This is a genomic window from Arthrobacter sp. AL05, assembly GCF_029960715.1.
Lineage (GTDB): Bacteria > Actinomycetota > Actinomycetes > Actinomycetales > Micrococcaceae > Arthrobacter.
Genome location: NZ_JASBRC010000012.1, coordinates 47622 through 72843, shown reverse-complemented (window position 1 = coordinate 72843; position 25222 = coordinate 47622). Strand labels below are relative to the sequence as shown.

Annotated in this window: 26 protein-coding genes, 2 tRNA genes, 1 pseudogene and 1 riboswitch; of the genes and pseudogenes, 13 read left to right on the top strand and 16 right to left on the bottom strand. The window is 65.8% G+C overall.

What is annotated here, in order from left to right:
* Positions 1-31 precede the first annotated feature (31 nt).
* The 6 genes from QK287_RS14480 to QK287_RS14455 all read left to right on the top strand — a co-directional run bounded on the left by QK287_RS14480 (position 32) and on the right by QK287_RS14455 (position 5909).
* Positions 32-105 (top strand) — tRNA-Arg (locus tag QK287_RS14480).
* 123 nt (positions 106-228) lie between these two features.
* A complete protein-coding gene (locus QK287_RS14475; protein WP_282360541.1) occupies positions 229-1686 on the top strand; it encodes an NAD(P)/FAD-dependent oxidoreductase in 1458 nt (485 codons plus the stop codon).
* A gap of 85 nt (positions 1687-1771) precedes the next feature.
* Complete coding sequence (locus QK287_RS14470) at positions 1772-2548, top strand: ABC transporter ATP-binding protein (protein WP_282360540.1); 777 nt, start codon at positions 1772-1774, stop codon at positions 2546-2548.
* The gene (locus QK287_RS14465) at positions 2545-4593 is read left to right on the top strand and encodes a YhgE/Pip domain-containing protein (protein ID WP_282360539.1); all 2049 of its coding nucleotides are present in this window, start codon (positions 2545-2547) and stop codon (positions 4591-4593) included. Before QK287_RS14470 ends, QK287_RS14465 begins: the two co-directional genes overlap by 4 nt.
* Positions 4590-5207: a TetR/AcrR family transcriptional regulator gene (locus tag QK287_RS14460; RefSeq protein ID WP_226773675.1), complete on the top strand. Its 618-nt coding sequence runs from the start codon at positions 4590-4592 to the stop codon at positions 5205-5207. Before QK287_RS14465 ends, QK287_RS14460 begins: the two co-directional genes overlap by 4 nt.
* A gap of 33 nt (positions 5208-5240) precedes the next feature.
* Positions 5241-5909 carry a hypothetical protein gene (locus tag QK287_RS14455; RefSeq protein WP_226773676.1) on the top strand — a complete coding sequence of 223 codons (669 nt, stop codon included), beginning with the start codon at positions 5241-5243 and terminating at the stop codon, positions 5907-5909.
* Positions 5910-6006: 97 nt separating this feature from the next.
* On the opposite strand, the gene QK287_RS14450 is transcribed toward QK287_RS14455, so the two are convergent.
* From QK287_RS14450 to QK287_RS14430, 5 genes are all read right to left on the bottom strand, one after another.
* Positions 6007-6312 carry a winged helix-turn-helix domain-containing protein gene (locus QK287_RS14450; RefSeq protein ID WP_226773702.1) on the bottom strand — a complete coding sequence of 102 codons (306 nt, stop codon included), beginning with the start codon at positions 6310-6312 and terminating at the stop codon, positions 6007-6009.
* A 115-nt stretch (positions 6313-6427) separates the two neighbouring features.
* Positions 6428-7534 (bottom strand): TerC family protein, encoded by a 1107-nt coding sequence (locus QK287_RS14445; protein ID WP_282360538.1) that lies wholly within the window; start codon positions 7532-7534, stop codon positions 6428-6430.
* A gap of 239 nt (positions 7535-7773) precedes the next feature.
* Positions 7774-8574 carry a heliorhodopsin HeR gene (heR, locus tag QK287_RS14440; protein WP_226773678.1) on the bottom strand — a complete coding sequence of 267 codons (801 nt, stop codon included), beginning with the start codon at positions 8572-8574 and terminating at the stop codon, positions 7774-7776.
* A gap of 168 nt (positions 8575-8742) precedes the next feature.
* The gene (locus QK287_RS14435; RefSeq protein ID WP_226773679.1) at positions 8743-9270 is read right to left on the bottom strand and encodes a histidine phosphatase family protein; all 528 of its coding nucleotides are present in this window, start codon (positions 9268-9270) and stop codon (positions 8743-8745) included.
* Between the two features lie 110 nt (positions 9271-9380).
* Entirely contained in the window at positions 9381-10244 is an 864-nt protein-coding gene (locus QK287_RS14430) for a winged helix-turn-helix domain-containing protein (RefSeq protein ID WP_226773680.1), read from the bottom strand.
* A gap of 683 nt (positions 10245-10927) precedes the next feature.
* On the opposite strand from QK287_RS14430, the gene QK287_RS14425 reads away from it, so the two are divergent.
* The 3 genes from QK287_RS14425 to QK287_RS14415 all read left to right on the top strand — a co-directional run bounded on the left by QK287_RS14425 (position 10928) and on the right by QK287_RS14415 (position 14334).
* Positions 10928-11668 carry a response regulator transcription factor gene (locus tag QK287_RS14425; protein ID WP_282360537.1) on the top strand — a complete coding sequence of 247 codons (741 nt, stop codon included), beginning with the start codon at positions 10928-10930 and terminating at the stop codon, positions 11666-11668.
* A 3-nt stretch (positions 11669-11671) separates the two neighbouring features.
* Complete coding sequence (locus tag QK287_RS14420; RefSeq protein ID WP_226773682.1) at positions 11672-13303, top strand: HAMP domain-containing sensor histidine kinase; 1632 nt, start codon at positions 11672-11674, stop codon at positions 13301-13303.
* 110 nt (positions 13304-13413) lie between these two features.
* Positions 13414-13600: riboswitch (cyclic di-AMP (ydaO/yuaA leader) on the top strand.
* Positions 13600-14334, top strand: a complete 735-nt coding sequence (locus QK287_RS14415; protein ID WP_226773683.1) for a hypothetical protein — start codon at positions 13600-13602, stop codon at positions 14332-14334. It overlaps the preceding riboswitch by 1 nt.
* Positions 14335-14376: 42 nt before the next feature.
* Here the strand turns inward: QK287_RS14415 and QK287_RS14410 are convergent, their stop codons facing one another.
* From QK287_RS14410 to QK287_RS14400, 4 genes and pseudogenes are all read right to left on the bottom strand, one after another.
* Positions 14377-15060 (bottom strand): HAD-IA family hydrolase, encoded by a 684-nt coding sequence (locus QK287_RS14410; protein WP_226773703.1) that lies wholly within the window; start codon positions 15058-15060, stop codon positions 14377-14379.
* Between the two features lie 72 nt (positions 15061-15132).
* A pseudogene (locus QK287_RS18520) lies at positions 15133-15391 on the bottom strand (VOC family protein); the annotation flags it as partial.
* Positions 15392-15484: 93 nt separating this feature from the next.
* On the bottom strand, positions 15485-16120 hold the full coding sequence (gene upp, locus QK287_RS14405) for a uracil phosphoribosyltransferase (protein WP_226773684.1): 636 nt from the start codon (positions 16118-16120) through the stop codon (positions 15485-15487).
* Positions 16121-16132: 12 nt separating this feature from the next.
* Positions 16133-16897, bottom strand: a complete 765-nt coding sequence (locus QK287_RS14400) for a phosphatase PAP2 family protein (RefSeq protein WP_226773704.1) — start codon at positions 16895-16897, stop codon at positions 16133-16135.
* Between the two features lie 149 nt (positions 16898-17046).
* Here QK287_RS14400 and QK287_RS14395 point away from each other — a divergent pair, with 149 nt between their 5' ends.
* Positions 17047-17550: a nucleoside deaminase gene (locus QK287_RS14395; RefSeq protein ID WP_226773685.1), complete on the top strand. Its 504-nt coding sequence runs from the start codon at positions 17047-17049 to the stop codon at positions 17548-17550.
* A gap of 33 nt (positions 17551-17583) precedes the next feature.
* On the opposite strand, the gene QK287_RS14390 is transcribed toward QK287_RS14395, so the two are convergent.
* Positions 17584-18846 carry a crosslink repair DNA glycosylase YcaQ family protein gene (locus QK287_RS14390; protein ID WP_282360536.1) on the bottom strand — a complete coding sequence of 421 codons (1263 nt, stop codon included), beginning with the start codon at positions 18844-18846 and terminating at the stop codon, positions 17584-17586.
* Between the two features lie 624 nt (positions 18847-19470).
* On the opposite strand from QK287_RS14390, the gene QK287_RS14385 reads away from it, so the two are divergent.
* Entirely contained in the window at positions 19471-19785 is a 315-nt protein-coding gene (locus QK287_RS14385) for a hypothetical protein (RefSeq protein ID WP_226773687.1), read from the top strand.
* A gap of 512 nt (positions 19786-20297) precedes the next feature.
* Here QK287_RS14385 and QK287_RS14380 read toward each other — a convergent pair.
* Together QK287_RS14380 and QK287_RS14375 are read right to left on the bottom strand one after the other, a co-directional pair.
* Positions 20298-20732, bottom strand: a complete 435-nt coding sequence (locus tag QK287_RS14380; RefSeq protein ID WP_282360535.1) for a 6-carboxytetrahydropterin synthase — start codon at positions 20730-20732, stop codon at positions 20298-20300.
* A 44-nt stretch (positions 20733-20776) separates the two neighbouring features.
* Entirely contained in the window at positions 20777-21787 is a 1011-nt protein-coding gene (locus QK287_RS14375) for a dehydrogenase (RefSeq protein WP_282360534.1), read from the bottom strand.
* Positions 21788-21938: 151 nt separating this feature from the next.
* On the opposite strand from QK287_RS14375, the gene QK287_RS14370 reads away from it, so the two are divergent.
* Positions 21939-22023 (top strand) — tRNA-Ser (locus tag QK287_RS14370).
* A gap of 214 nt (positions 22024-22237) precedes the next feature.
* Here QK287_RS14370 and QK287_RS14365 read toward each other — a convergent pair.
* The 4 genes from QK287_RS14365 to QK287_RS14350 all read right to left on the bottom strand — a co-directional run bounded on the left by QK287_RS14365 (position 22238) and on the right by QK287_RS14350 (position 24138).
* A complete protein-coding gene (locus QK287_RS14365; protein WP_282360533.1) occupies positions 22238-22468 on the bottom strand; it encodes a hypothetical protein in 231 nt (76 codons plus the stop codon).
* Positions 22469-22801: 333 nt separating this feature from the next.
* Positions 22802-22999, bottom strand: coding sequence for a hypothetical protein (locus QK287_RS14360; protein ID WP_226773692.1), 198 nt, complete (start codon positions 22997-22999; stop codon positions 22802-22804).
* An 85-nt stretch (positions 23000-23084) separates the two neighbouring features.
* Positions 23085-23231, bottom strand: a complete 147-nt coding sequence (locus tag QK287_RS14355; protein WP_282360532.1) for a hypothetical protein — start codon at positions 23229-23231, stop codon at positions 23085-23087.
* A gap of 703 nt (positions 23232-23934) precedes the next feature.
* Positions 23935-24138, bottom strand: coding sequence for a hypothetical protein (locus QK287_RS14350; RefSeq protein WP_282360531.1), 204 nt, complete (start codon positions 24136-24138; stop codon positions 23935-23937).
* A 136-nt stretch (positions 24139-24274) separates the two neighbouring features.
* Here QK287_RS14350 and QK287_RS14345 point away from each other — a divergent pair, with 136 nt between their 5' ends.
* Positions 24275-25093 carry a pyruvate, water dikinase regulatory protein gene (locus tag QK287_RS14345; RefSeq protein WP_282360530.1) on the top strand — a complete coding sequence of 273 codons (819 nt, stop codon included), beginning with the start codon at positions 24275-24277 and terminating at the stop codon, positions 25091-25093.
* Positions 25094-25222 lie beyond the last annotated feature (129 nt).

Genomic DNA, 25222 nt, shown 5'->3' with positions numbered 1-25222 from the left:
CAGGGAGCGAGAAGTTCCAGGAACAGAAAATGCGCCCATAGCTCAGCTGGATAGAGCGTCTGTCTACGGAACAGAAGGTCAGGGGTTCGAATCCCTTTGGGCGCACAGAGAAGAAGATCCGCACCGGCCTGCCGGTGCGGATCTTCTGTTTAACCCACCGGCGGGCCCAGCCCCGGCGTGCCCGCTGCGGACGGCCCGGCCGGACCTCGCGGGGGTTAGGCTTTTGCCATGACGGCACAGCAAAAACAGGAATTCGATGTCATTGTGATCGGCGCCGGTGCCGTGGGCGAGAACGTGGCGGAACGTGTGGTCCGGGGCGGGCTGACCGCAGTGCTGATCGAGGCGGAACTCGTCGGCGGCGAATGCTCCTACTGGGCTTGCATGCCTTCCAAGGCGCTGCTGCGGCCGGGTACCGCCCTGCACGGCACCCAGACCGTTCCCGGCGCAGCGGAAGCAGTCACCCGGACCCTGGACGTAGCCGCCGTCCTGAAGCGCCGCGACTCCTTTACGTCCAACTGGCAGGACGACGGCCAGGTCACCTGGGTAGCGGACGCCGGGATCGAACTCATCCGCGGCCATGGCTGGATCACCGGCAGCCGCAGCGTCGAGGTCGCGGGACTGGACGGCAACGGATACACGCTCACGGCGCGGCACGCAGTGGTGGTGGCAACCGGGTCCGCACCAACCGTGCCGCCGCTCGAAGGCCTGTCCCAGGTGGATTACTGGACCACCCGCGAAGCAACGTCCGCGAAGGTCATCCCGGAGCGGCTGGCGGTGCTCGGCGGCGGCGTGGCAGGCACCGAACTCGCCCAGGCCTTCGCCCGGCTGGGCTCCGCCGTGACAGTGGTGGCCCGCAGCAGCCTGCTCGGCTCTTTCCCGGCGGAGGCAAGCTCCCTGGTCGCCGCCGGACTGCGTGCGGACGGCGTCGATCTCCGCCTGCACACCGGAACCAAAAGCGTCCGGGAAAACAGCGACGGCTCGCTCACCCTCGAGCTGGCGGGCGGCAGCTTAGTGACAGCCGACAAAGTCCTGGTCACCACCGGCCGGCATCCTGCCCTGGCGGGGATTGGACTGGAAAGTGTTGGCCTTGTCGCCGCGGACGGCAAAGGTCTCCGGCTGAGCACCGACTCCACCGGCCTGGTCACGGGTTTGGCCGGGAACGGCGGGGACCCGTGGCTCTACGCCGTCGGCGATGCAGCGGGCAAGGTCATGCTGACCCATCAAGGCAAGTATGAGGCCCGGGCCACCGGCGATGCGATTGCCGCCCGCGCCAAGGGCGAGCTCTCAGGCGATCCGGCCCCGTGGAGCCGCTTCGCCCAGACAGCAGACGAGCACGCCGTCCCCAATGTCGTTTTCACGGATCCCGAACTGGCGAGTGTGGGCCGGAGTGTGGACCAGGCCCACAAGGACGGCTACCGCGCCACTTCCGTGCAGCTGCCCATCCAGGTGGCCGGTTCCGCGCTCCACGCCGAGCACTATGAGGGCTGGGCCCAGCTGGTGATCGATGAAGAGCGCACGGTCCTGCTCGGCGCCACGTTCGCGGGACCGGACGTGGCCGAACTGCTGCACGCCGCGACCATTGCCATCGTCGGAGAAGTTCCGCTGGACCGGCTCTGGCATGCCGTCCCGTCCTACCCCACCATCAGTGAGGTGTGGCTCCGGCTGCTCGAAGCGTACGGCCTGTGATCAGTTGATCACACGGGAGGATTCTTATTTGAACTGACCAGTCAGTTCAGTTAGCCTTGGAGGAGACCCGACCCGAAAGGCATATATGCTCTCCGCGCAACACCTCCAGGTGAACGGCCGCCGGAATGACCTGCTTCCGCCCACCTCCCTTGAGGTGCTCCCCGGGGAGCTGCTTCTGGTGGAAGGCGACGGCCAGGACCAGCGGACCGCACTCGCGCTCACACTCAGCGGCCGGATGAGGCCCTCCGGCGGAGTGCTCAGCTGGGACGGCAACCCCAAGATCAAGCGCCTCCGCCTGGCCAGCTCCCTGGTGGACTCCCCGGGTGTCAACGAGCCCGAACAGCATCTCAGCGTGGGCGATCTGGTCACCGAGGACCTGGCGCTTGTCCCCCGGCGCTATCGCGGAGCGCTGCTCAGCAAACCCTGGCTCAAGGTCAACCGCTTCGAGGACATTGCCGATCTGTGGACCGAGGAGATTCCGGCCCGGCGGCGCGTCGAACTGCTCACCGCACTGGCCTTGGCGAATCCCCGCACGGATCTCCTGGTCATCGACTCCCCGGACCGGCACAGCGCGGATTCCGGCGACTGGCTGCCCCGGCTGCAGGAACTGGCGTACGACGGCGGACGGCCGCTCGCCGTCGTCGCGACGGTCGCAGCGCTTCCGGTCGGCTGGACCGGACCCATCGCCGCCATTGGGAACGCCGTTGAGGCTGCGCCCGCAGCTGCACCGGCGGCGGTGGCACCCGCTGACGCCGACACGTCCGGCACGTCCGGCACGTCCGACACTCGGAAAATGGACATCCCTCCCGGAAAGCACCGGGACCACCCATCAATCCTGCTCGAAACCGAGGACTCACAGTGACTGTTCTGCGGCTGGCCCGCTCCGAACTCAAGCGTATGACCGGCGGACTCCTGCCGAAGCTGACCATCCTTGCCCTGACCCTGGTGCCGTTGCTCTATGGCGCGGTGTATCTCTACGCCAACTGGGATCCCTACGGGAACCTGGACCAGATCGACGCCGCCCTGGTGGTCGAGGACACGGGGGCGGCCGCCAGCGACGGAACCCGGCTGGAAACCGGAAAGACGGTCGCAGACAGCCTGGTCGAGGCCCACGTCTTCAACTGGCAGACCGTAGCCACTGCCGAAGAAGCAGACCAGGGCGTGAACAGCGGCAAGTACTCGTTCGCGCTCAAGATTCCCAGGGACTTCTCGGCCAATCTCGTCTCGCCGGGCAGCTTTGACGCCGCAAACCAGGCGATGCTGAATGTCACCACCAACGATGCCAACAGCTATGTGCTCAGCACCGTTGTGGACAAGCTGACCACCGCCGTGCACTCAACGGTGGCCAAGGAGGTGGGCGAGGAAACGGCCAACGAACTGCTGACCGGCTTTGGCACCATCCACACCCAGATGGTCAAGGCGTCCGACGGCGCCGGGCAACTCGCCGGCGGAGTCGCCAAGCTCCGCGAGGGGGCGTTCGCCCTCCACCAGGGCACCGGCGATCTCAAGAGCGGCGCCGCCGAGCTCTACGCCGGCCAGCTCAAACTCCGGGACGGGGCCACCGCCCTCAACACCGGGGCGGGCCAGCTCAGCAGCGGACTGTCCCAGCTCAAGGACAAAACTGCCACCTTGCCTGCCGATTCCCGGACCCTGGCCGACGGCGCCGCGCAGATCGCCGCCGGAAACGCGGCGCTGAACACGAAGGTACAGGGACTCGCAGGGCAGCTGGCAGCCACCGAGCAGGCGACCGCCCAGGCCCAGCGCGGCCGCGTCCTCGCGTCCAATGACCGGCTCGTCGCGGCCGGCAGCATCACCCCGGCCCAGGCCGGTCTCATCCTCGCGGACTTCGACGCAAATGCCGCCCCGCCGGCCTCCCCGGGACCTGCGGCCGCGCTCAAGTCAGCCGCAGGGCAGATCCAGCAGCTGGCGGACGGCTCAGCGGCTGTCAGCGCAGGAGCGTCCCGGCTTGCGGAAGCAACCCCGGCCCTCGGCAGCGCCATTAGCCAGTCATCCACCGGCGCGGACCAGCTGGCCGCTGGCGCGTCCGGCCTCGCCGCCGGTGAGCAAAGCGCCCTGGACGGTGCCGCAAAACTCTCCGGAGGTGCGCAAACACTCGACGACGGTGCCGCGCAGCTGGAAAGTGGAACGGCGACGGCAGCCGACGGCGCGGGCACCCTCGCCGCCGAACTCGCCAAGGGTGCCGGCCAGGTCCCGAACCCCAACGACTCCCAAAAAAGCAGCCTGTCCAAGGTGATCGCTGACCCAGTGGCGGTCAGCAACGTCTCGCAGGCCAAGGCCGCTTCCTATGGTGCGGGCCTGGCCCCGTTCTTCCTGACGCTGGCACTATGGATCGGGATATTTATGCTGGTCCAGGCAATGCGGCCGATCACGCAGCGGGCGCTGGCATCCAACGCCCCGTCGTGGAAGATCGCCGTAGGCGGCTGGCTGCCCTTCCTGGCCGTCGCGGTGGTCCAGGCAAGCCTGCTCACCCTCGTGGTCGACGTAGCGCTGGGCCTCAACCCCGTTCACCCCGTCCTGATGTGGTTGTTTATGCTGGCTGCCGCGATGGCCTTCACCGCCATCATCCAGGGTGTGGTGGCACTGCTGGGAACTCCGGGGAAGTTTGTGGTTCTTGTCCTTCTGGTCCTGCAGCTGGTCTCCTCCGGCGGAACTTTCCCCTGGCAGACCACTCCCCCGCCGCTGCACGTTGTCCACGAGGTCCTGCCAATGGGATACGTGGTGTCCGGAATGCGGCACCTGATCTACGGCGCCGACCTGTCAATGATCGTGCCCACGGCGGCGGGCCTGCTTGGTTACACCGTGCTGGGGGCGGCGCTGTCCACGCTGGCCGTTCACAAGCACAAGTTCTGGACCCTCAAGACCCTGAAACCGGAGATCACAGTATGAGCGAAGTGGAGTCCGGCGACAAGAAGCTCCGCCCCGGACGGACCAACGCCACCAAGCAGAAGCTGTTCGAGGCCTCGATGGAGCTGATCGGTGAACGCGGGGCCGCCGGCGTCACGGTGGATGAGATTGCTGCGGCGGCCGGCGTTTCCAAAGGCACCGTGTACTACAACTTCGGCAGCAAGTCCGATCTGATTGCCCAGTTGCTCCGCTACGGCGTGGATATCCTGCTGACCGGGCTGCTCAGCGTTCGGGATGAATCCGGGGATCCGTTGGAACAAATGGACGTTATGATCGGCCGGGCCATGGACTTTATGGCTGAATACCCCTCCTTCGCGAGGCTGTGGGTCAGCGAGAACTGGCGTACCCCAAGTGAATGGCAGGAGACGTTCGCCGAGCTCCGCGGACGGCTGCTGGAAGTAGTCGGAGCGGCGATCGATGCGGTGGCGGCCGTCTACCCGGTGGATCCTGCCGTGTCCCGCGGCAGCCTGGAGACCGCCATCCTGGGGGCCTGCTTCGTAGTTGGCCTGGACCGGCAGGCCTACAACCCGGAGCGGACCCGCGAGCAAAGCGTCGGCGCCATTATGACCTCCATGCGCGGCTACGTTGCAAAGTAGCCCCGCTCGGGGATGATGATTCACATGGGCCACATGAGTAACAGCGGCAAGTTTGCCATCGGTGCGTTCCTCGCCGCCCTGGCGCTTCTGGCGTTGGCTGGCATCACACTCCACGAAACGGTGTTCCTGTGGTTCCTGGCGGCCGCCGGGGCAGCCTATGTGGCCTGCGTTTCCGAGGTGGTCATCCGCCGGCGGCACCGGACGCTGGCAGCCAGCGGGATCGGGAGCATGCTGTTTATCGCCTTCGGCATAGCGTTCCTGCGACAGTGGGGATTGGCCTTCAACGCTGATCCGGATGCGATGTCGGCTCCGGTGGATTCGGACCACCCGGACCTGTACTTCTACCTCGCCGCCGCGGCCGGCGCAGCTACCCTGCTGCTGCTGGTTGCCGGAACCGTCCTCCCGGGGCGGGGCAGGCAACCGCGGCCCCGCGGTTCCGTTCCCGGCCGCCGTCCGACGGCCGCGCGGGGCACCGCTTCCAAAGCCCCGGCCGGCCGCCGCGCACCCTCCCGGACTGCCAGCCAGCGGCCGGCACCACGGTCCGCAGCGCCGCCGGCACGCGCTCCTGCCCCGCGGCCTGCAGCCCCGGGAGCCAGGCGTCCGGCCCCGTCCGCCGGGCGAACCACCGGCACAAAGTCCGTTGCCAAAGGCCCCGCCAAATCAGTGGAACGCACCCCGGCACGGTCGTCGACGCGCCGCTGAGCTTCGGTGCGCCGGCCCCCCGCCGGGCATACCCCGGCTCAGCGCAGGACCCTGGGCGTCCGGAAGAATTGTGGGATGGCTTGGCCTGGGTCGCGGCTCACGGTTCGGAGAATAGCTCGATGAGTCCGTCGATTTCCCGGGCCGCGGTGGTGGGGTGGCGGAAGTGCTGATGGGGTTCGATGGCGTACTGGGTGCGCCGTCCGACGCGGGTGCGGTGCAGGTACCCTCCGGTTTCCAGGTCCTTGAGGATCTGCAGGGCTGCACGTGGCGTTATGCCGACTCGTTCGGCGATGTCAGTGACCCGCAGCCGCGGATCCGTCGCCACGGCCAAAAGGACATGTCCGTGGTTCGTGAGGAAGGTCCAGGCCGGGCGTGGGGATGCGGCCGGCTCGGCGCGGATCATTTGATTCAGGATCGTGACTGGTCTGCTGGGCGGAACGGTCATGGTTGCTCCTGGCTGACGTGTGCGCTGGCGGGATCGGATTGCGGATGCGGCATAAGCAATAGTTCGTGTCCGCTCATCTGCGTTCACCCGGACCCGGCGCGTCCGCGGAACCGCCGGTGTCACCGTTGCCGGGGGCATCGGCGGTGGCCGTGGTTGTTGCTTCCGTGCGCTGGCGCGCGCGTCCCCACAGTGGTTCCAGCTCGGCGATCTCCGCAGCCGAGGCGGTTCCGAACGGGGAGGATGCCGGCGCCTCGGGAACCGTGCGTTCTTGGCCCCGGGTGGCCCAGAGGCTGATTCCGATGGACACCGCCAGGATAGTGGCGATGACGGCCAGAGACAGCGGGGTGGGGATGTAGTAGAGGTCGATCTTAAGGAACATTTTGATGCCTACCCAGATCAGGACGAGCGCGAGTCCGATTTTGAGGTAGATGAAGCGGTGGATCATGTCAGAGAGTAGGAAGTACATTGCCCGCAGGCCCAGGATGGCGAACGCGTTGGCGGTGAAGACCAGGAACACTTCGTCGGTGACGGCGAAGATCGCGGGGATGGAGTCCACGGCGAAAATGATGTCGGTGACCTCAATGAGGGCCAGCACCGCGAGCAGCGGGGTGGCCAGCAGGACGCCGTCCTTGCGGATCAGGAAGCGCTGGCCGTGGAAGTCGTCCGTCATGGGCACACGCCGGCGGAAAAGTTTCAGTGCCCGGGACTTTTCCGGGTCAAGCACGTCGTTGCGGTGGCGGATCATCCGGTAGCCGGTGATGAGCAGGAACGCTGCAAAGAGGTACAGCACCCATTCGGCACTGGCGATGATTACCGCGCCCGCGGCGATGAAAACGCCACGGAAGACCAGCGCGCCGAGGACCCCGAAGAACAGGACCCGGTGCTGGTATTCGCGGGGTACCGCGAAGTACGTGAAGATAATTGCCCAGATGAACACGTTATCGACGGCGAGGGATTTCTCGATCAGGTAGCCGGCGAAGTATTGCTGGCCAAACTCCTGGCCGTAAATCTGCCAGATCAGGGCGCCGAAACCAACCCCGACAACAACCCAGACCGCGGACCATAGGGCCGCTTCCCGGACACGGATCACGTGTGCGCGGCGGTGGGCAAACAGGTCGACCGCAAGCATCAGGACGATGCCGCCAAGCACAGCCAGCCAAGCCCAAAAGGGAACATTCATGGGGATACCCGCTTCCAGTCAGCTCTAACCAACCGGAGGTCTTTCCCGGCCCAAAGGGGGCCTGCTCCGCCGGGCCGCTCAGGGGCGGCCGGGCTGACGACGAAACATCCAGGGGATACTCCCCTCCACGAACAGTGAAACACATTTCACCTGTTGCGGCAATGGCCGGTGGATTTCCCGGTATCCGGAAGTGACCGCCGCCCGCTGGTGGCCCGCCGGGCGTTCCCTCGGCCGCTCGGCTAGGTGAGTGCCGGGATAATCGCGCCCGAAAAAACCTGCCAGGCCAGCGCGGTCTTGGCGACAAGGCTCAGCGTAATGTAGGCCCGCTCGCCGCGCAGATAGTCCCGCCAGCCGCCGACCTGCCGGTACTGCAGCAGCTGGTTTATTGCGAACGTGTTGAAGAACAGGAACAGCGAAATGATGATCCCGTAGACAAAGGCCGGCGGGGAGGCCTCCGTGGTGGAGCCCGGAGCCAAGAAGTAAATGATGATCACGATCCACGGCACCACGCCCGCGATCGAGCCAAAGACAAACGGCAGGAACCTTCCGTTGCCGGGTGTTTCGTACTTTTCCTGCAGGGCCCCGAACATAATCATCGCCGCGTTGACGGCGAAGATCGAGAACAGCGCCGCGATATCCGTGATGCCGGTAATCTGGGCGATCAGCCAGATCATGATCGACGAACTCAGCGAGTACTCGACCCAGCGGAAGTAGTTGTGATTCGCCTTCAAGCCGGCCGCGTAGCGGGGAAAGAACCACGGCGATGAGATGAGGAAATGGAACACGGCAGACAACGCCAGGAACGCCACTACTCCCAGACCCACGTTCACATCGAACAGAGTCACCCGCTCAGGCGGCAGCGGAACACCGGGAGGACCGCTGAGGTAGTCGGCCGTGACCGCGAAGGTGACCTGGCTGCCCAGCAGGGTCAGTACGTAGGCGAAGCCGAGGGCCTGCACCAGATGCAGGGAGCCGGCCACGATGTTGTATGCCCTCAGCCGGGAGATCTTCTGATCGGCAGTGCGTACTTTCCGTGCCATCAGGAACTCCTTCAGAGTGGATGAGGCAGACACTAGCAGGGACGCAGGCGCAGAGGAACCCGTCGAGCTGAAGCACACACCGCTGATGGGCTGCGCCGGCATCGATCCGGCCGGCAGTTCGGGCCTGTTTCCAGGCTGCCGGACCGCTGAGACGACGTCGGCCGGGGATTATGTAGCCCTGGGAACCTTAAAGTGCGTGAGCCTCGCGTCCTGGCCGTCCAGTTCGGCCCAGGACTTCTCCGTCTCCATAACGGTCAGCGCACTGGTGGGGTATCGCGTGGCGGCATCCATATAGGCATCGTGGCTCGAGTCCCGGGACGCGAGGTGCATCGCGAGGTCCTGCACTCCGGGCATGTGCGAGATCACCATCAGGGTGGTAACGGTATCCGGGACGTGGTTGATGACTGTCAGCATCCGCGACGCCGAGGCGGCGTAAAGTCCGTGCTCAAGTTTCGGCGTCGGTGCCTTGTCGCCTAATTCGCTGCAAACCCAAGTGCAGGTCTGCCGCGTGCGCAGGGCGCTGGAGCAAAGAATAAAGTCCGGGACCACACCATGTTTCAGCAGCCACTTACCGGCCTGCGGAGCATCACGGTGACCGCGCTCTTCCAGCGGCCGGTCATGGTCCGCTACGCCGCCGGGCCAATCCGCCTTGGCATGGCGCATGATCACCAGCCGTTTGATGTGATGCGCGCTCATGGATCAATCCTAGTGCGGGGTATCACCCGGTCCGCGCAATCCGGAAACGCAAAAGCGCCCGCCCCGGTTCAAAGGACGGACGCTTTCGCGTGGGGCGTGTGGGCCCAACGCTAGATCGAGTACTCCGGTGCGGCCCAGACCACAACTTCCGGGTGCTCATAGAACCGGTAACCCTGGCCGCGGACCGTCCGCACCGTGTTGGCGAGGCGGCCGAGCTTGGAGCGCAGGCGGCGGATGTGGACGTCGATGGTCCGCTCGTTGGGCACTTCTTCGGCATTGCGCCACAGGCCCTCCAGCAATTCATCACGGCCTACGGTACGGGTGCCGTTCTCAACGAGGTAGTTGAGCAGCTCGAACTCCTTGAACGTAAGGTTCAGGGATTCGCCGTCGAGTGCCACTTCACGGCGGGCAAGGTCGATCAGCACACCGGACGGGCGCGGATCCTGCGGCTGCTGCAGGCGGGCGCTCTCGGACCGCTGGCGGGAGCCCACTGTGGGGTCGCCGAAGGTGGAACGGACGACGTCGAGGGCGGAGCCCGGCGCGCTGGCCGGTGCGACGGCGACGGCGGCGTAGCTTTCGGCACCGGATACCAGCGACTGGGCGTAGGCCCGGATTTCCTGGGCCAGCTTGGCAATGGAGGTGCCGGCAGCCGCTGCTGTCTCCTCATCGATACCCATGTAGAGCACAAAACCCCGGGCGACGTTGTCAACCGGGACGGGGCGGAGGGGGCTGCCGCCGGCAGGGGCAATCACGGGCGTCGGCGCAGTGGCCGGTGCCGGCGGAACAGCCCGGAGCTGTCCATAGGAGTTGGGGTTGTAGCCCTGGGGTGCAAAACCCGGAGTGGGGAAGCTGTTTCCGGAGCCGGCGGGCGCGAAGGATGCCCTGTCGCCGAAGCCTTGGCGAATACCGGAGGTCTGGCCGGCTTTGCCGGCGTTACGGACGGAGATGTGGACGTATCCGGATGCAACTGACATGGATTGCTTACCTCAATGTGAATGGCCGTCATCGCGGCTCGAATGCTACTTTTCCCCGCAATGAATACTGGGGAGGGGCGCCCGACACTGGGCTGGGGCGAATGCCTAGAAACCTTTGGGGTGTAAAGGTTAGGCGTGCATTCGACAACAGCGCTTCCCTGCGTCAGCGGGTGCGCTGATCCAGGAAACTGCGGCTGCAGGTGCTGTTGAGTTCTTGTTCACAATTGAAGTGTGCAACGTAACAATGAAAACTTGCAAGTAACAAAGGCTCCTGGATTCCACATTCTGAGACGAATATCCACAATGTGGCGCGGATCACGCTTCGGCCAAGAGGGCGAGTCGAGCAACAGATTTTACGATCAGCAAGCAAATGCCGCCTTTTGCGAATCCTATTCGGCAAATCGAGACAACGAGCATGCATAATTCTTTGCTGGCGAGTTGAGTGACTACTGGGCCGCCACTCCACGCGGGGCTGCCGTCCCACCTGGTGGTCATCCTGCTGCCGGGAAGCGCCCGGACCCGGGATCACGCAGCTTGGCGACCGCCCAGCGGCTTATCTTGGCGACCGCATCAGCAGGACGCTGCCGTGGGCAGTCTCCTCTCCAGCTCGCTAGGGTGGGATTCACAGGTGCCGCACAGGATCACCAAAGGCGTAGCTAACCGGCAGATCGGAGAGTTGTCCCATGGCCACCTCGCACTCCACGACCAACAACCTCCCGCAGCTGAGCCATCCGGACGGCTCCCCCATCCGCGCCCTGGTAGTGGACGATGAACCGAGCCTCTCCGAGCTGATGAGCATGGGCCTGCGAATGGCGGGCTGGTCGGTGGCTGTCGCCGCCGACGGACCGGAGGCCATGAAGCTCGCCCGGGAATTCCGGCCCGACGTCCTGGTGCTCGACGTGATGCTGCCCGGGTTCGACGGCGTCGAGCTCCTCGGCAGGATCCGGGCCTTCGCGCCGGAGGTACCGGCCTTGTTCCTGACGGCAAAGGACGACGTCCAGGACCGCATCACCGGGCTGGCTGCCGGCGGCGACGACTACGTGACTAAGCCGTTCAGCATGGAGGAAGTGTTGCTCCGCCTGCACCGGCTGGTCCAGCGGTCCGGGGTGGCAGCAATGGATACGGCCGAACTCGTCGTCGGGGACCTTGTCCTGAACATCGACACACGGGAAGTGCGGCGCGCAGGTGACGAGCTCCACCTCACGGCCACCCAGTTCGAGCTGCTGCGCTACCTCATGGAGAACCCGAAACGGGTCGTCAGCAAAGCCCAAATCCTGGACCGTGTCTGGGACTACGACTTTGGCGGGCAGGCCAACATCGTGGAGCTCTACATCTCCTACCTCCGCAAAAAGGTCGACGCCGTCCACCCGCCGATGATCCACACGGTCCGCGGCGCCGGCTATGTCCTGAAGCCGGCGGACTGAATCGTGCCTGTCCGTTCCGGCAGGGCCGGCCCCGCCGGACCCGTGTGGCACACCCCTTCCAGCTGGCACCTGCGCACCCGGCTTGTTCTGGTTGCCATGGCCCTTCTGGTGGCGATCTGCGGTGCTGTCGGCCTAGTCAGTTACGCCTCGATGGATTCCTTCCTGACCAGGCAGCTCGACACACAACTCGCGCAAGCCGCGGACCGTGCCCGCGAGTTTGGCCGCACCGGCGGCCGCGCCGACCCCCTTGAGGCCCGGGGCCAGGGAATCGGGACCCTTAACGCCAGGATCGTGGCCGGCTCGGTACGCGGCGCCGGTTTCCTCGCCGAAGACGCCACCCGAAAGTCCCTGACCAGGGAGGACAACGCAGCTCTCCTGTCGCTCCCTGCGAGCAGCGAGCCGGTCAACCGGTCTCTTTCCGCCGGGGCCTACCGGCTGGTAGCCTTCACGGCCCCGGACGGCGGCGTGATCGTGACCGGGCTGCCGCTCACCGAGAAATTGAACACGCTGGCCTCTTTGGTTTGGACTATGGTGCTTGTCTCTGCGGGCGGCCTTGTTGTCATTGGCCTCGCCGGCACGGCGTTGATTCGCCGCACCATGAAGCCGCTCGATCAGCTCTCCGAGGTGGCCACGAAAGTGTCCCGCCTCCCCCTCGACGCCGGAGAAGTCGGACTTGCCATGCGGGTGCCCGCATCCGCAGCACATCCCGGCACCGAGGTGGGCAGTGTTGGCCACGCCCTGAACCTGATGCTGGACAATGTATCCAACGCACTCGAAGCCCGGCAGAAGAGCGAAATGAAGGTCCGCCAGTTTGTCGCAGACGCCTCGCACGAGCTGCGCACACCCCTGACGGCGATCCGCGGGTACACCGAACTGATGCGGATGACCGAACACTTCACCCCAGACGGCGAGAAGTCCCTGGCCCGGGTGCAGAGCCAGTCCGAGCGGATGACCACCCTGGTGGAGGATCTGCTCCTGCTAGCCCGGCTGGACGAGGGCCGGCCGCTCCGCCTCAGCGACGTGGACCTCACCCAGCTGGCCATCGAGACGGTGAGCGACGAAAAAGTGATGGCACCGGACCGGGTATGGCACTTGGAGCTCCCGGCGGAGCCGGTGGTGGTCCGCGGCGACACGACCCAGCTCCACCAGGTTCTGGCCAACCTGCTCTCCAACGCACGCAAGCACACTGGAACCGGCACCACCGTGGTGACAGCTGTGCAGCGGGCTCCCGACGGCACCGCCGTGATGACCGTAACGGACAACGGCCCCGGGATCGCCCCGGAGTTCGTGGACCGGGTCTTTTCGAGGTTTACGCGCGCGGATGCGTCGCGCAGGAATCCTGCAACCGGTACAACGCCGGTATCCGGCCGGCCGCGCCCGCTCGTGCCGCTGCGCGCACACCGGCTGCCGTCCGCACCGGGTGCGGACTCACCCCTCGCCGCCGCGGCTGCCGGCCCGGCCCGAACTGCCGCGTCGTCTGAGGGCACCAGCGGGCTGGGATTGTCAATTGTGCAGTCGATTGTCGAAGCCCATGGCGGCACTGTCAGCGTAACGTCGGTGCCGGGCCGGACCGAGTTCACCGTTCGGCTGCCGGACGCTCCGGCCGAGGACCGGACACCCCGCCGCTCCAGCTAATCCGCGAAGCAATCCGCCGCGCCGAACCCGCCGCTCCTGTTATCGAAATGTGACATTGGCGTTCCGGTCCTGTACCGTCTTTAGCGTGCGGTCATCACTCGGACCGCATATCCGGATGCACGCCAAACTCTGCCGCCTCCCGGATTCCGCTGGATTAGGCAGAGGCGGGGGACCCAGAGTTCCCGGGCATTTCTGCACATTGCGCCCTTGGGGTGAAGCCGTCACGTGAGATTCCGTGCGGCCGGGTGACCTCATCCGAACCCGACAGCTAACTCCGCAGGCGTTGAGAGGCGACCATGACTGAATTCACGGTACAAACACGCCCTGAGGGCGATGTAAAGAGGCGCTCCAAGCCGTCGCGACACCGCGCCGAGCCCGCCAAACCGGCGTCGGCCCTGTCCCGGTTCACCACCGGCCTGGGCTCCACCGGCCGCCGGGCGGCAGTTGTCGCAGCGGCGTGTGCAGTGCTCGTGGGAGCCGGCGCCGCCGGCCAAGCGTCGGAGACAGCCACCCGCAACGCCAGCAGCGCCAGCAGCGCCACAAAATCGGCAGTCAGTGCGGATCCGCTGCAGCACCTCGACTTTGAACGCGTCCTGGTGGCGAACCAGACCGTTAGCCCGCCGGCCGATACCCCGGCCCCGGTCGCCGAGGTTAAGCCTGCCGAGTTACCGGCCCCCGCCGCCGCACCGGCGCCGGAGCCCGCGCCGGTTCCTGTTGCCGTTGACGATCCCGCCGGAGCGCAGGCTTATGCGGCCAGCCAACTGGGTGCCCACGGCTGGGACGCCGGCCAGATGCAGTGCCTGGTCAAACTCTGGACCAAGGAGTCTGACTGGAAGACTACTGCCACCAACCCGAGCAGCGGCGCCTACGGCGTGGTTCAGTCCCTCCCGGCCGAGAAGATGGCCAGCGCAGGCGCCGACTACCTCACGAATTACCGGACGCAGATCAACTGGGGACTGAACTACGTCCAGGAACGCTACGGCTCACCGTGCGGGGCGCTGAACTTCCACTACGCGAACAACTGGTACTGAGCTGCGGCGGAGGCACCGGCCCTTCGAAACGGGGCCACGGTTTCACAGCCGGAAAGAGATGATGCTGCGGCCGGCGTCGTCGACCCCGACCTCGCACAAGACGGCTGAGTAATCGGCGATGCGCAGCACGCCGTCGGGCAGTTCGCCGGGGTTCGGGCCTACCGCCACCGTCCGCATCCCGGCAGCCAGGCCGGCGGCGATGCCGGCCGGCGCGTCCTCGAAAACCACAGCGTCCGCCGGGTCCACTCCGAGCAGTTCGGCCGCGCGCAGGTAGCCTTCCGGGTGTGGCTTACCGCGGCCGACGAGATCTGCTGTCACGGCGGTGGCGGGCAAGGCAAGACCGGCGGCGGCCATCCGAATGTCTGCCAGCAGCCGGTCCGCCGATGTCACCAGGGCGACGGCGTCCGCCGGCAGCAGGCGCAGCAACCCGGCAGCGCCCGGCAATGCCACGATGCCGGCAGTCCTGGCGCGTTCCATGGCACCCAGTTCCGCGGTGAGGGCCGCGACGTCGGCTCCCGCCGGCGCGAAGCGCCGCACCGTGTCCGCTGCCTGAACGCCATGGGAGGTGCGCAGGATCTCGGCAAGGTCCAGACCATAGCGGGCAGCAAACTCCCCCCAGACCTGTTCCACCGCTGCGGTGGAATCAACGAGAGTCCCGTCCATGTCAAAAAGCACCGCCCGGACGGTGAAGGCGGTCGGAAGCGCGGTGCCGGTAACTGAAGTCATCGTCCCATCTTGCCGCGTACCAACCGGATGTTCCGGATCCCTTGGCTGTCCGGAGCCGGTTGACCGTGCCGTGAGCTGTTGCACCGCCCACTTGTTGCCGTCGGGATCGGCAAAGTAGAGGAAATGTCCCCAGTCCTGGACATCGACGCCGCTGCCGTCCACGCCGTTGTCCTTGAGCTGCTTGTGGGCGGCCTGAATGTCGCTGACCACGAGTTGCAGGGTCGGTGCCGTACCCGGCGGTGCATCGCTGGGGCCCTCACCGAACGCGATCGAGCAGCCCGAGCCCGGCATCGGATACGGGAACTAAAATGAGTTCGAGTTTCCAGTCCATGGGCTCAGGCCAGTCCCGTGTTGAGTTTCCCGGCAGGCCGGGCCCCCACTGGTGGGAAGGTCCGCCGCGCCGGTGTTGCTGCCGGGCGCTGGCTCAGCCGGCCACACCGTAGAGACGGTCGCCGGCGTCGCCCAGACCCGGGACGATATAGGACTTCTCGTTGAGCTTCTCGTCGATCGAAGCAAGCACGATCGTGACGTTGGCGTCAGCCAGCTCTTCTTCCAGCTTCGCCAGGCCTTCCGGCGCGGCCAGCAGGCAGATGCAGGTGACATCGGAGGCGCCGCGCTTGAAGAGGAACTTGATGGCCTCGCGCAACGTCCCGCCGGTGGCAAGCATGGGGTCCAGGACGAAGATCTGCCGGTCCGTGAGGTCCTCGGGGAGGCGCTCGGCGTACGTGATGATGTCCAGGGTTTCTTCGTCGCGGGCCATGCCCAGGAAACCGACCTCAGCGGTGGGGACCAGCTTGGTCATGCCCTCGAGCATGCCGAGGCCGGCTCGCAGGATGGGGACAACCAACGGAGTCGGTTTGGTGAAGGCGGTGCCAACTGTGGTGCTGACCGGCGTCTCGATGGTCACCGGTTGGGTGCGGACATCGCGGGTGGCCTCATACGCCAGGAGCGTGACGAGCTCCTCGGTGAGCTGGCGGAAGACCGGGGACGGGGTGTTTTTGTCCCGCAGAACGGTGAGTTTATGGGCGACCAGCGGGTGGTCCACAACGAAAGTGCGCATGGGTCAAAACTATCACCCGGCGGATGGGGTCCTGCCCGTGGGACCGGGGGCGCCGGCGTCGCGCTCCTCACCCGCAGTGCTGCCGCCGGTGGCGTCGGCGTTAAGGTGGACCTCGTTGTCAAACGTCGGGGCTGGACCGGCCTGTTCGCGGTGCCGCAGGACGTGGAAGAGCCGGTGGGCCAGGATCACTATCCCGACCCATGCCAGGCCCAGAATCCAGCCGAAGATTACATCGGTCATCCAGTGGTGGCCCAGATAGACCCGGCTCATTCCCATCGCGAAGATGAAGACCGCGCCGGCCGCTATCAGGCCCACCCGGGCGATGGTGCGTGTGATCTGCAGGCATGCGAGGTACACCACCAGGCCGATCACCACAGTGGTATTGAGCGTGTGGCCGCTGGGGAACGACGGCGATGACTCATAAGGCGGCACGGCGTCGGTGTGGTCCGGGCGGGTCCGGCCGATCAGTTTCTTGCCGATGGCGGTTGCCGTCACAGAGACCGCGGCGGCGCCTCCGATCAGGATCAGCGGCCGCCAGGTCCGGCTGGCCCAGATGAGCGCCGCCGTAAGCAGGCTGGCCAGGATGGGCATCCCGATCCCGCCGCCGATATTGGTGAATCCCGTGACGAACGAGTCGAGGGCGGGACTGCGCAACTGTTCCATCATCCCGAGGGTGGGCTTGTCCAGGTTGGCCAGGCCGGCGTCGTCCACCACGTTGTCGTAGACCTCGGCGCTTAGCAGGGCCAGGACCAGCACCACCACACCGCCGATCAGCATCGTGGCCCACAGCGCCGCGTAGGGCACCACCCATTTACCCCAACGGCGGGTCAACCAGCGCTCTGTCCCGGTCTTCACGGTTTCTCCCGAATGTCGTGCCGGGCAGCCGGGCTGCACAGCTTGCTTACTGTCGAAACTATCATTGAGCCATGACTTCCCCGCACCCCCGCCATGCCGATTGGATGGGCCTGGCCCTTGAGGACGCTCGTGCCGCACTGGCCACTGCGGACGTACCGATCGGCGCCGTTGTCATCGGTCCGGACGGTACGGTGCTCGGCCGCGGCCGCAATGAACGCGAGGCCCTCGGGGACCCGACGGCGCACGCCGAGATGGTAGCCATCCGGGCGGCTGCCGCGCGGCTGCAGGAGCCTGATTCGCGGGGCCGGAACGGCGGGGACGGCTGGCGTTTGGCGGACTGCACCCTGGTGGTGACCCTGGAGCCTTGCGCCATGTGTGCCGGGGCCGTGGTGTTGGCCCGGATTCCGCGCGTGGTATTCGGAGCGTGGGACGAGAAGGCCGGGGCCGCCGGCTCCGTCTTCGACATCCTCCGCGAGCGCCGGCTCAACCACTGGGTGGAAGTGTATGGCGGGATCAGGGAGTCCGAAAGTGCGGCGCTGCTGCGGGATTTTTTTGCCGGGCACCGCGGCAGCTAAGCCCGGCCGGGTCCTCTTCACCGCTTCCGCACACTAGCTGGAGCCGGTTGCGGCTGCCGCCAGGCCGTCGATGCGCTTTTGCCGGGTGGCCGGCGAGTCGAGGCTGAAGGCGCGAAAGTCGCCCAAGTCCGCACGGATCCACTCCTGAACTTCGGCGATCCGCCGGATCACGGCAGCCGTAGGCCGGTGGAACAGCCACGGCACGATCCGTTCCTTCCCAGGATCGTACTGCCAGAGTCCGATGATCCGGCCCCGGTCGAAAATCGGGTGATCCGGAAGGTCCGCCTGAAGGGCAAGCGAACCCCTTGTTATCAGGTGCCGGTCCTCCTCGGCCAGCATTTCCGCCGCGTTGCGCCGCAAGAGCGTCAGTGAGTCGGTTCCGGCGAGCAGCTGGATCTGCTCGCCGGCTGGCTCCTCGAAGGCCGCTAGACGCCCGACGTCCGCGGGCAGCATCCACAGCGCCTCGCCGGCGGCAGTGGCTACTTCCGCCGCGCCCGCTGCCGCAAGCGCCGCCTTGCTCTGGGCCACTGTAAAAGCCGTGAACCATTGTGACTGCTTGAACGTGGCCCCTCCGGTCCAGCCGAGGTAGCGACGGATCAGTTCGGTGCGGGCTTCGTCATCGTCGATCTGGCCCGGCGGCAATTTCCACAGGTCATAGGCGTAGCGCTGCTGGTCCAGTCGTCCGTTGGCCGGAACCCGGCGAATCCGCCCCTGCGACTGCAGGATTCCCAGGGCTGTGGGCAGCGTGGTGGCGGCGCCCTTCTTTTTGCCTTCCTCGCCGAGGTTCCGCACCGAATCGCCCAACTCCTCCTTGAGCTGCCGGGGGTCCATCGGGGCTGCTGCCTCGGCCAGGGTATGGAGCACCTGCTCCTCCAGCAGTGTGATTTCGCCGCGGTCCACGCCGAGCCTGCCGAGCACCTTGACCGCGGAGTCGGCCGCATCCCGGCCGAGCCGCAGCGCCCACGCAAAGTCGTCCCGGCCCATCACGTAGGTGCAGCCGCGCGCAGCCGGGAGTTCCAGGATCCGGCGCGCCAGGACATCGGCGTCCGCCTGTTCGCGGCGGATTCCAGCCCGGGCAAAGAGTGCGAGGTAGGGGTTGGCGCCACCCACGGAGCGGGCCCATCCGGCCCGGGCGAACACCTGCTCCGCGGTACAGCCGGTCAACGAGCCGTCCAGTCCCTGCTTGTGCCAGGCCCACGCGCGCAGCCGCTCCCGGGTGAGGGTCCCGGCCGGCGGCGTGTTCGCCGGGGGTGGCTGCGTAGAAAGTGGCTGCGAAGTAAGTGGCTCGGGGGTCATGGGGTCATTGTCCCCCTGCCGATGCGGCAGGGGAATCTTCCACGGCAGGCATTTTCCGGCGGTCCGGCCGTCGGCGGCCCGGCCGGACGGTCCGGTTCCAGCATTTCACCCGGACCGGCCCCTGGCATCCCAGCCGGGCCGACCGTTCCCCTCAAGAAACCTGAAGATGTACAACATCCCCGGTAAAACCCCCTCGCCGGGGTTGACAAGGAGCAGGCTGCCAGACAGTGTCAAGCATGGTTATTCCATTTATTGGATAAAACAAGGGAGATCCATGAAAAAGAAGGCTCGCGCCGCTTTGGCCCTCATAACGGCCTGCGGTTTGGCACCGATCGGGGTTGTAGCCTCTTCGGCCCCCGCCAGTGCCGCCAACTTGGGGCACTGCTCATCATTGACCCTCGACAGGGTCTCGTACTTCCCAAACCATGATTACGTGGTTGGCTCCTGCGTTCCCCCCAACAAGGGCCCGGGCGCTCGACTTACGCTTCGCGTCGAATGCCACGTGACCGGCTGGAGGAACGTGTACGTCACGCTCAACTATGGGGCGTCGTTCCGCGTCGACTCCGGGTGTGGAGGATGGGGCGCCCGCCAGGTTACCTACAGTCCGACCTAAGGAACAACTTGATGAAAAAACTTCGTACGCTCACGGCCTCCCTCGGGACCGCGGCCCTCAGCGCAATGTTCCTTATTGGTGCACCGGCACCAGCAATGGCCGGCGTTGGTGGATGCTCATCGCTGGCTGCCGACGGGCAATACATCGTGGGCAGCTGCACCGCCAACAACCCCGGCCCCAACGCAACGATCACCGTGGCTCATTCTTGCTTCGGCCTCAAAAACGGCGCAAGCATCCGCAAGACGATCACCGTGGGCTACGGATCATCCTTCAGGGTGAAATCTTCGTGCTGGACCTGGGTCACACAACTGGATCGCGTGGGATAACGTCAAGGGCCAACAAAAACGAGGTGGCACTGCCCGCGTCGGACACTCGACGCTCGCCTGCCGTGTGCGGCAGGCCCAGCGAATTGTAGTTTCCAAAACCAATTGATCGACACGATGGAGATTGAAATTGAAACGTAAACTGATCGCTTTCCTGGCTGCCCCTGCGGCGGCCGCGGCGGTATTTATTGGTGGAGCGCTGCCAGCACAAGCGGCCACGCCCCGGGTGTCTTATTACTCATCCCTTTCCCAGTGTTCCCAGGCTGCCGACTACTTCAGTCAGCGCGGCACAATCGTGCAGTTTTGTACCGCCGATGTCTACATAAACGGGAAGCCGTCCAGGTGGCGATTGATGTACAACCTGTAGGAACCGGGTCACCCGGCACATTGGCGTTGAACCAGCCTGCGATGATCACAAAGTACGCGGGCGGTTAGCCTCGTAAGCCTGAATCACGCAGCTGCGGATTGGCCGCCAGGAACCCGGAGCGGGGCAGGCACGCCGGAGGCAGGGAGCGTTAAGCTGCACCCTGCTTTCGGTCGTCGCCGGCGTCCGGGCCAGCCTCGAAGTCGAGCGTGTAGCTGGCCCACGCGTCGGGGGTTTCGCGCAAGGTAACGTCCAGCCCGGCGAGCTCTCGCCCGTCCGCGCCGGTGCGGATCCTGGCCGCTACGGCGTCGGCTATGTACTGGGCCAGGGCCTCGGTGGTGCTGAGCCTGCCGGCAAAATCAGGGTGCTCGTCAAGGTTCTTGTAGTTCAGGCCGTCAAGGATGGAATCCAGCACGGTGCCCGCCTCGCCAATATCCACAACGATCGAGTCACCGTTCAGGGCGCGACGGCGGAAGGTCACTTCCGTGACGAAAGTGGCGCCGTGCATCCCCTGGGCGGGCCCGAAGGCAGGGCGCGGGAGGCTGTGGGCGATCATAAAGTTGCGGCGGACGGTCAGGCTGAACACGGATTTACCTCGTGGCTTCTGTGGGGGCTGGCTGTACGGATTTGCTACGCACTCGCCGGGTATTCAATAACATGGCAGAGCGCGTCCAGTACGCCGTCGGAGAGCTGCTGGACGACGTCGGGCAGCTGCGCGAGCGGGGACGAGCCGGTGAGGAACACCTCGAAGGCGGGATCGCTCAGCAGAGCGACGGCGAGCCGCAGCCGGTCGGCGTTGGTGCGGCGGTGCCGGCGCGCGCGGGCCACAACGCCCACCTGGCTGGCGCGGATGGACAGCCTGCGGGCGTGGAAATCTTCGCCCAGCGGGACGCTAACTTTACGGTCGGCGTACCAGGACATTTCGATGACGTCGCCGTCGTCGCCCGCGAGCTGCAGGGCTCGCCCGAGGCCCGCTTCCGAAGCGGAGCAGTGGATAACGATGTCGCAGTCGCCCAGGGCATCGTCCGGGTGGCTGAACTCCACGCCGAGCGTCTCGGCGAACACCCGCTTGGCCGGGTCGACGTCGATCAGCTGCAGCCGTCCGAGCGGGAAGGAGCCCAGGAGCTTGGCCACCATGCCGCCGACGAGGCCGGCGCCGATGACGGCGACGCGGTCACCCAGGCGGGGACCGGCCTCCCAGATCCCGTTGATCGCGGTCTCGACGGTGCCGGTCAGCACGGCGCGGCGGGCCGGCACGTCCGCCGGAACCACGGTGAGTGACTCCACCGGGACGATGTACAGGTCCTGGTGCGGGTACAGGCAGAATACCGTTTTGCCCGCCCAGTCCGCCGGGCCCGCCTCAACGACGCCGACGGAGAGGTAGCCGAACTTCACCGGGGACGGGAAGGAGCCTTCCTGGTTAGGGGCGGCCATTTCCTCCGCCACGCACTCCGGCACGCGGGCGTTGTGGACCACCAGCTCGGTGCCCTTGCTGATGCCGGAGTAGAGGCTCCGCACCAGCGCCTCGCCGGGCCCGGGGGCCGGCAGGTCCTCGCGCCGGAGCTCGCCCTTTTCCAGGCCGACCGTCCAGTAAGCGGTGGCGGTTCTCTGCTGCGGTGGTTGCTCGTCTGAATTGCTCATCCTGCTGACGAATCTAGTCCCCTACCCATGCGCGGGGAAGCCCGGGCCATCCCGGGCGCGCCGCCGCCAGCGGTCCCCGGGGCGCCGCTGGGTGATCTGCCGGGGTGCCGTTTTGTGCATCAGCGCTTGGCTCCGGTAACCTATTCAGGTTGGTGACGTGTCCGAGCGGCCGAAGGTGCAACACTCGAAATGTTGTTTGGTGAAAGCCAACGTGGGTTCAAATCCCACCGTCACCGCGAATGAGAAAGGCCCTGCTTCCCTGGTAAACAAAGGGAAGCAGGGCCTTTTGCTTTGACCTGGATGGACTCATCGGCAAAGACCTGGCAATACTGGCGGCCTTGCCGCTAGGACGTTTCCGCCGCCGGACGACCCGTACCTGCAATCGGGCCGAGGACTCGATCTGCGCGCAATCGGCTTCGTTCTGGGCGGCTTGAAACAGCCAGCCGGCTATCACCGGTTGCCGCGGCCAGCTCCAGTCCGGAGCGCGCGGTCGAGCAGGACCAGCCGGGCGGCCCAGAACACGAACAGGAAAGCACCAGCTGCCAGGAGCAAAGCGTCAGGCCAGCTGAAGCCCCGCTCCAGCAGCCGGAACCATGCCGGGCCGGCAACCGTCGTCGAAACGAAGATCCCCAGCCACCCTGCCAGCCGCGTGCCATAGCGTTCGGTTGGCGTCTTCTCCATCAGTCCCCCTGCATGATTGAAGTACGATGCCGCCCTTGCGGGCTGTCGACGACACGATGCCTAGCCCATCGATCTCGTCCAGTGTTGCCACAATGGCCGCACAGGACTGCGGTGAGCCGGCCTGGGTCTCGCCGCGCCAAAACACCTGCTGCAGTCGGATTCATCAGTCCACAGAGAATCTTCAGGAGGGTCGACTTCCCGGCCCCGTTCGGACCGAGCAGACCGACACACTCGCCCCGGCCAATACCGAAGGTCACTCCTGCGATGCCTGTTTTCTGTCCATACCTCTTTTCCAGGCCTGTCACTGAAACGATTGGTTGCGCGGCCATAGGATTAGCTCCGCTCCCGCAGGAGTCCGATGAAAACCCCGAGCACAACCAGCAGGATCAGGCCGACAGCCAACGTAATGCCCAGGAGGACGGGCTGGGTGCCAGTCACGGCCAGCATCGCGGTCAGGCCGCCCAGCGTGGCTACGAGGGCACCAAGTACGGCGATAAGGGGGATGGTTGCCTTGCCTTGCGTCATTCGCATCGTCGCTCTTTTCTGCAATTTGATGTCGTGGGAAATGCCTGTGGGGGCGGAAATAAGACTTCCACCCCCACAGGGACAATCATTTCTAGGTGATGGCTACGCCGATGCCGATCCCGCCGTAAACAAGACCGCCGCCAACAACTGCGCCTACGCCTACTCCGGCAACCCCTTCGCCCCATCCGGGCGCGTCGATCTCTTCAGGCTGCTCAATCTGAGCGAGTCGGTTCTCCACAGTCCTTAACTCCCCTCAGAAGTAGAAGGATGCAATTGTCCATTCGCTGGACAAAAAGAGAATATAACAGACCGAACGTGAAGCCTTGCCGCGGCAGGGCCGACACTCCTCACGTGACTTGCAGTTCGCCGGGGAGCATGAAGTAATCCTGACGCCAACGGAGTGGGAGCTGCCGAAACTTGGAAGGCGCGAGGATTCCGGCCTAGCCCGGGCCCCGGAATGATGCCGCTGCCATGGCCATCCGGCCGTAGAAACCCCAACCGGTTCAGCCTTCAGCGAAACTACGCACTGCGCGGCTCAGCCCAGCCGCGATCGTGGGGAATGTCGCGGAATCGGCGGTACGGCCCGGTGCCGCCGTCGAGAATTGCGTGGGTGTCCGCGCGGGTCGCGAACGACAAAACCGAACTTCTCGACCTTATTGCCACGGTTGCGAAGATCGCCGACGGAGGGGAGCTCTGATGGGCCACGGATCTGAACGCTGGCGTTGCGGCGCCGTTGGCCGCACACGCGCAGCAGCTGCTCTGCATCCCCGGACAGGTCGCACACCATGCGGCCGCGACCTATCTCGGAGCTGGCAAAACCGACGCGAAGCCTCCAACCGGCTTGTGCTGCGGCTCAGGATCAGATCAGCGCTGACCCGCAGCTGCCCACTGCCCGTCGAACGGATCTGATGTGAGCCCGGGATCCTTGCTGGCGCCCACGCCTAGCCCGCCGGGTGCGCGACGTCTTCCAGCACCGTCCGGTCGAAGAAGCGGATTTCGCCGGTTTCGGGGAAATACACGGGAACAACAGAAGTGCTGGGGTCCTTCGAAGTTTCGTAGATTTCGGGGGCACAGCCGTGCCTGCGGGCAATGGTTCCGACCAGGTCCGTACCGCGGACCTTGACGGTCCGGTATTTGTAGCTCATGCGGGCTCCTTAGGTGAGGTGGGACACAGCCTACTCCCCGCCGTCGGGCCGGCACGGGCCGAGCCGGCCGGCGCCGGCGACACCGTCGGGTGCGTCGCGGAAGAATACCCGGCCCGCACTGGGGCACAATGCGTCTATGACCAATGACGCTCCACGCCCGGTCTACTTTCTTTCGGACAGTACGGGCATCACCGCAGAAACGCTCGGCAACACCCTGCTGACTCAATTCCCCGAGAACCTTTTTGACCGCATCACGGTCCCGTTCATCACCACTGTCGACCAGGCCAGGGCCGTCGTCAAAGTCATCGACAACCTAGCCGCCACCGGACTGCAGCCAATCGTCTTCTCCACCGCCGTCGGCAGCGACATCCGCCAGGCCCTGGGCACCTGCAACGGGATCATCGTGGACCTCATCGGCACGCACGTCGGGCAGCTGGAGCGGGCCCTCGGAAGCGAAGCCAGCGGCGAACCGGGCCGGGCCCACGGCCTGGGCAACGCCGCCCGCTACCAGTCCCGGATGGCCGCCGTCGAATACGCAATGGAGCACGACGACGGGCAGAGCCTGCGTGCGCTCGAGAAAGCCCAAGTGATCCTGGTGGCGCCGTCGCGCTGCGGCAAGACCCCCACCACCATGTACCTGGCGCTGCAGCACGGCATCTTCGCCGCCAATTTCCCGCTGGTGGACGAGGATTTTGAACGCGAAGGCCTCCCCAAACCGCTGCGTCCCTTCGTGTCGAAGTGCTTCGGCCTCACCACCAACCCGCTCCGGCTGAGCCAGGTCCGCACCGAACGCCGCCGCGGCTCGCCCTACGCGTCGCTGCGGCAGTGCGGCTTCGAGCTGCGCAGCGCCGAGCGGCTGTATGTCTCGCACGGGATCCCCTACCTGAATTCGGCCAGCGTGTCCGTCGAGGAAATGGCCGCCACCATCCTCCAGAAAATGAACCTTAAACACTAGGCCGTCGATTCACCAGTGTTGCGTGGGCCACATCAGCTGGAACCACCGGCGCGGACCTGTCACTGTGGACAGGAATTGCGCCATCAACTGGCTGCCGCCCAAAGCGGGCCGCGGCACCGATTGCCACCA

Bases quoted from the DNA above. Each gene is read 5' to 3' on its own strand.
- QK287_RS14475 (WP_282360541.1), top strand. From the start codon at position 229: ATGACGGCACAGCAAAAACAGGAATTCGATGTCATTGTGATCGGCGCC.
- QK287_RS14470 (WP_282360540.1), top strand. From the start codon at position 1,772: ATGCTCTCCGCGCAACACCTCCAGGTGAACGGCCGCCGGAATGACCTG.
- QK287_RS14460 (WP_226773675.1), top strand. From the start codon at position 4,590: ATGAGCGAAGTGGAGTCCGGCGACAAGAAGCTCCGCCCCGGACGGACC.
- QK287_RS14455 (WP_226773676.1), top strand. From the start codon at position 5,241: ATGAGTAACAGCGGCAAGTTTGCCATCGGTGCGTTCCTCGCCGCCCTG.
- QK287_RS14450 (WP_226773702.1), bottom strand. From the start codon at position 6,312: ATGATCCGCGCCGAGCCGGCCGCATCCCCACGCCCGGCCTGGACCTTC.
- QK287_RS14445 (WP_282360538.1), bottom strand. From the start codon at position 7,534: ATGAATGTTCCCTTTTGGGCTTGGCTGGCTGTGCTTGGCGGCATCGTC.
- heR (WP_226773678.1), bottom strand. From the start codon at position 8,574: ATGGCACGGAAAGTACGCACTGCCGATCAGAAGATCTCCCGGCTGAGG.
- QK287_RS14435 (WP_226773679.1), bottom strand. From the start codon at position 9,270: ATGAGCGCGCATCACATCAAACGGCTGGTGATCATGCGCCATGCCAAG.
- QK287_RS14430 (WP_226773680.1), bottom strand. From the start codon at position 10,244: ATGTCAGTTGCATCCGGATACGTCCACATCTCCGTCCGTAACGCCGGC.
- QK287_RS14425 (WP_282360537.1), top strand. From the start codon at position 10,928: ATGGCCACCTCGCACTCCACGACCAACAACCTCCCGCAGCTGAGCCAT.
- QK287_RS14415 (WP_226773683.1), top strand. From the start codon at position 13,600: ATGACTGAATTCACGGTACAAACACGCCCTGAGGGCGATGTAAAGAGG.
- QK287_RS14410 (WP_226773703.1), bottom strand. From the start codon at position 15,060: ATGACTTCAGTTACCGGCACCGCGCTTCCGACCGCCTTCACCGTCCGG.
- upp (WP_226773684.1), bottom strand. From the start codon at position 16,120: ATGCGCACTTTCGTTGTGGACCACCCGCTGGTCGCCCATAAACTCACC.
- QK287_RS14400 (WP_226773704.1), bottom strand. From the start codon at position 16,897: ATGCTGATCGGCGGTGTGGTGGTGCTGGTCCTGGCCCTGCTAAGCGCC.
- QK287_RS14395 (WP_226773685.1), top strand. From the start codon at position 17,047: ATGACTTCCCCGCACCCCCGCCATGCCGATTGGATGGGCCTGGCCCTT.
- QK287_RS14390 (WP_282360536.1), bottom strand. From the start codon at position 18,846: ATGACCCCCGAGCCACTTACTTCGCAGCCACTTTCTACGCAGCCACCC.
- QK287_RS14385 (WP_226773687.1), top strand. From the start codon at position 19,471: ATGAAAAAACTTCGTACGCTCACGGCCTCCCTCGGGACCGCGGCCCTC.
- QK287_RS14375 (WP_282360534.1), bottom strand. From the start codon at position 21,787: ATGAGCAATTCAGACGAGCAACCACCGCAGCAGAGAACCGCCACCGCT.
- QK287_RS14365 (WP_282360533.1), bottom strand. From the start codon at position 22,468: ATGGAGAAGACGCCAACCGAACGCTATGGCACGCGGCTGGCAGGGTGG.
- QK287_RS14360 (WP_226773692.1), bottom strand. From the start codon at position 22,999: ATGCGAATGACGCAAGGCAAGGCAACCATCCCCCTTATCGCCGTACTT.
- QK287_RS14350 (WP_282360531.1), bottom strand. From the start codon at position 24,138: ATGAGCTACAAATACCGGACCGTCAAGGTCCGCGGTACGGACCTGGTC.
- QK287_RS14345 (WP_282360530.1), top strand. From the start codon at position 24,275: ATGACCAATGACGCTCCACGCCCGGTCTACTTTCTTTCGGACAGTACG.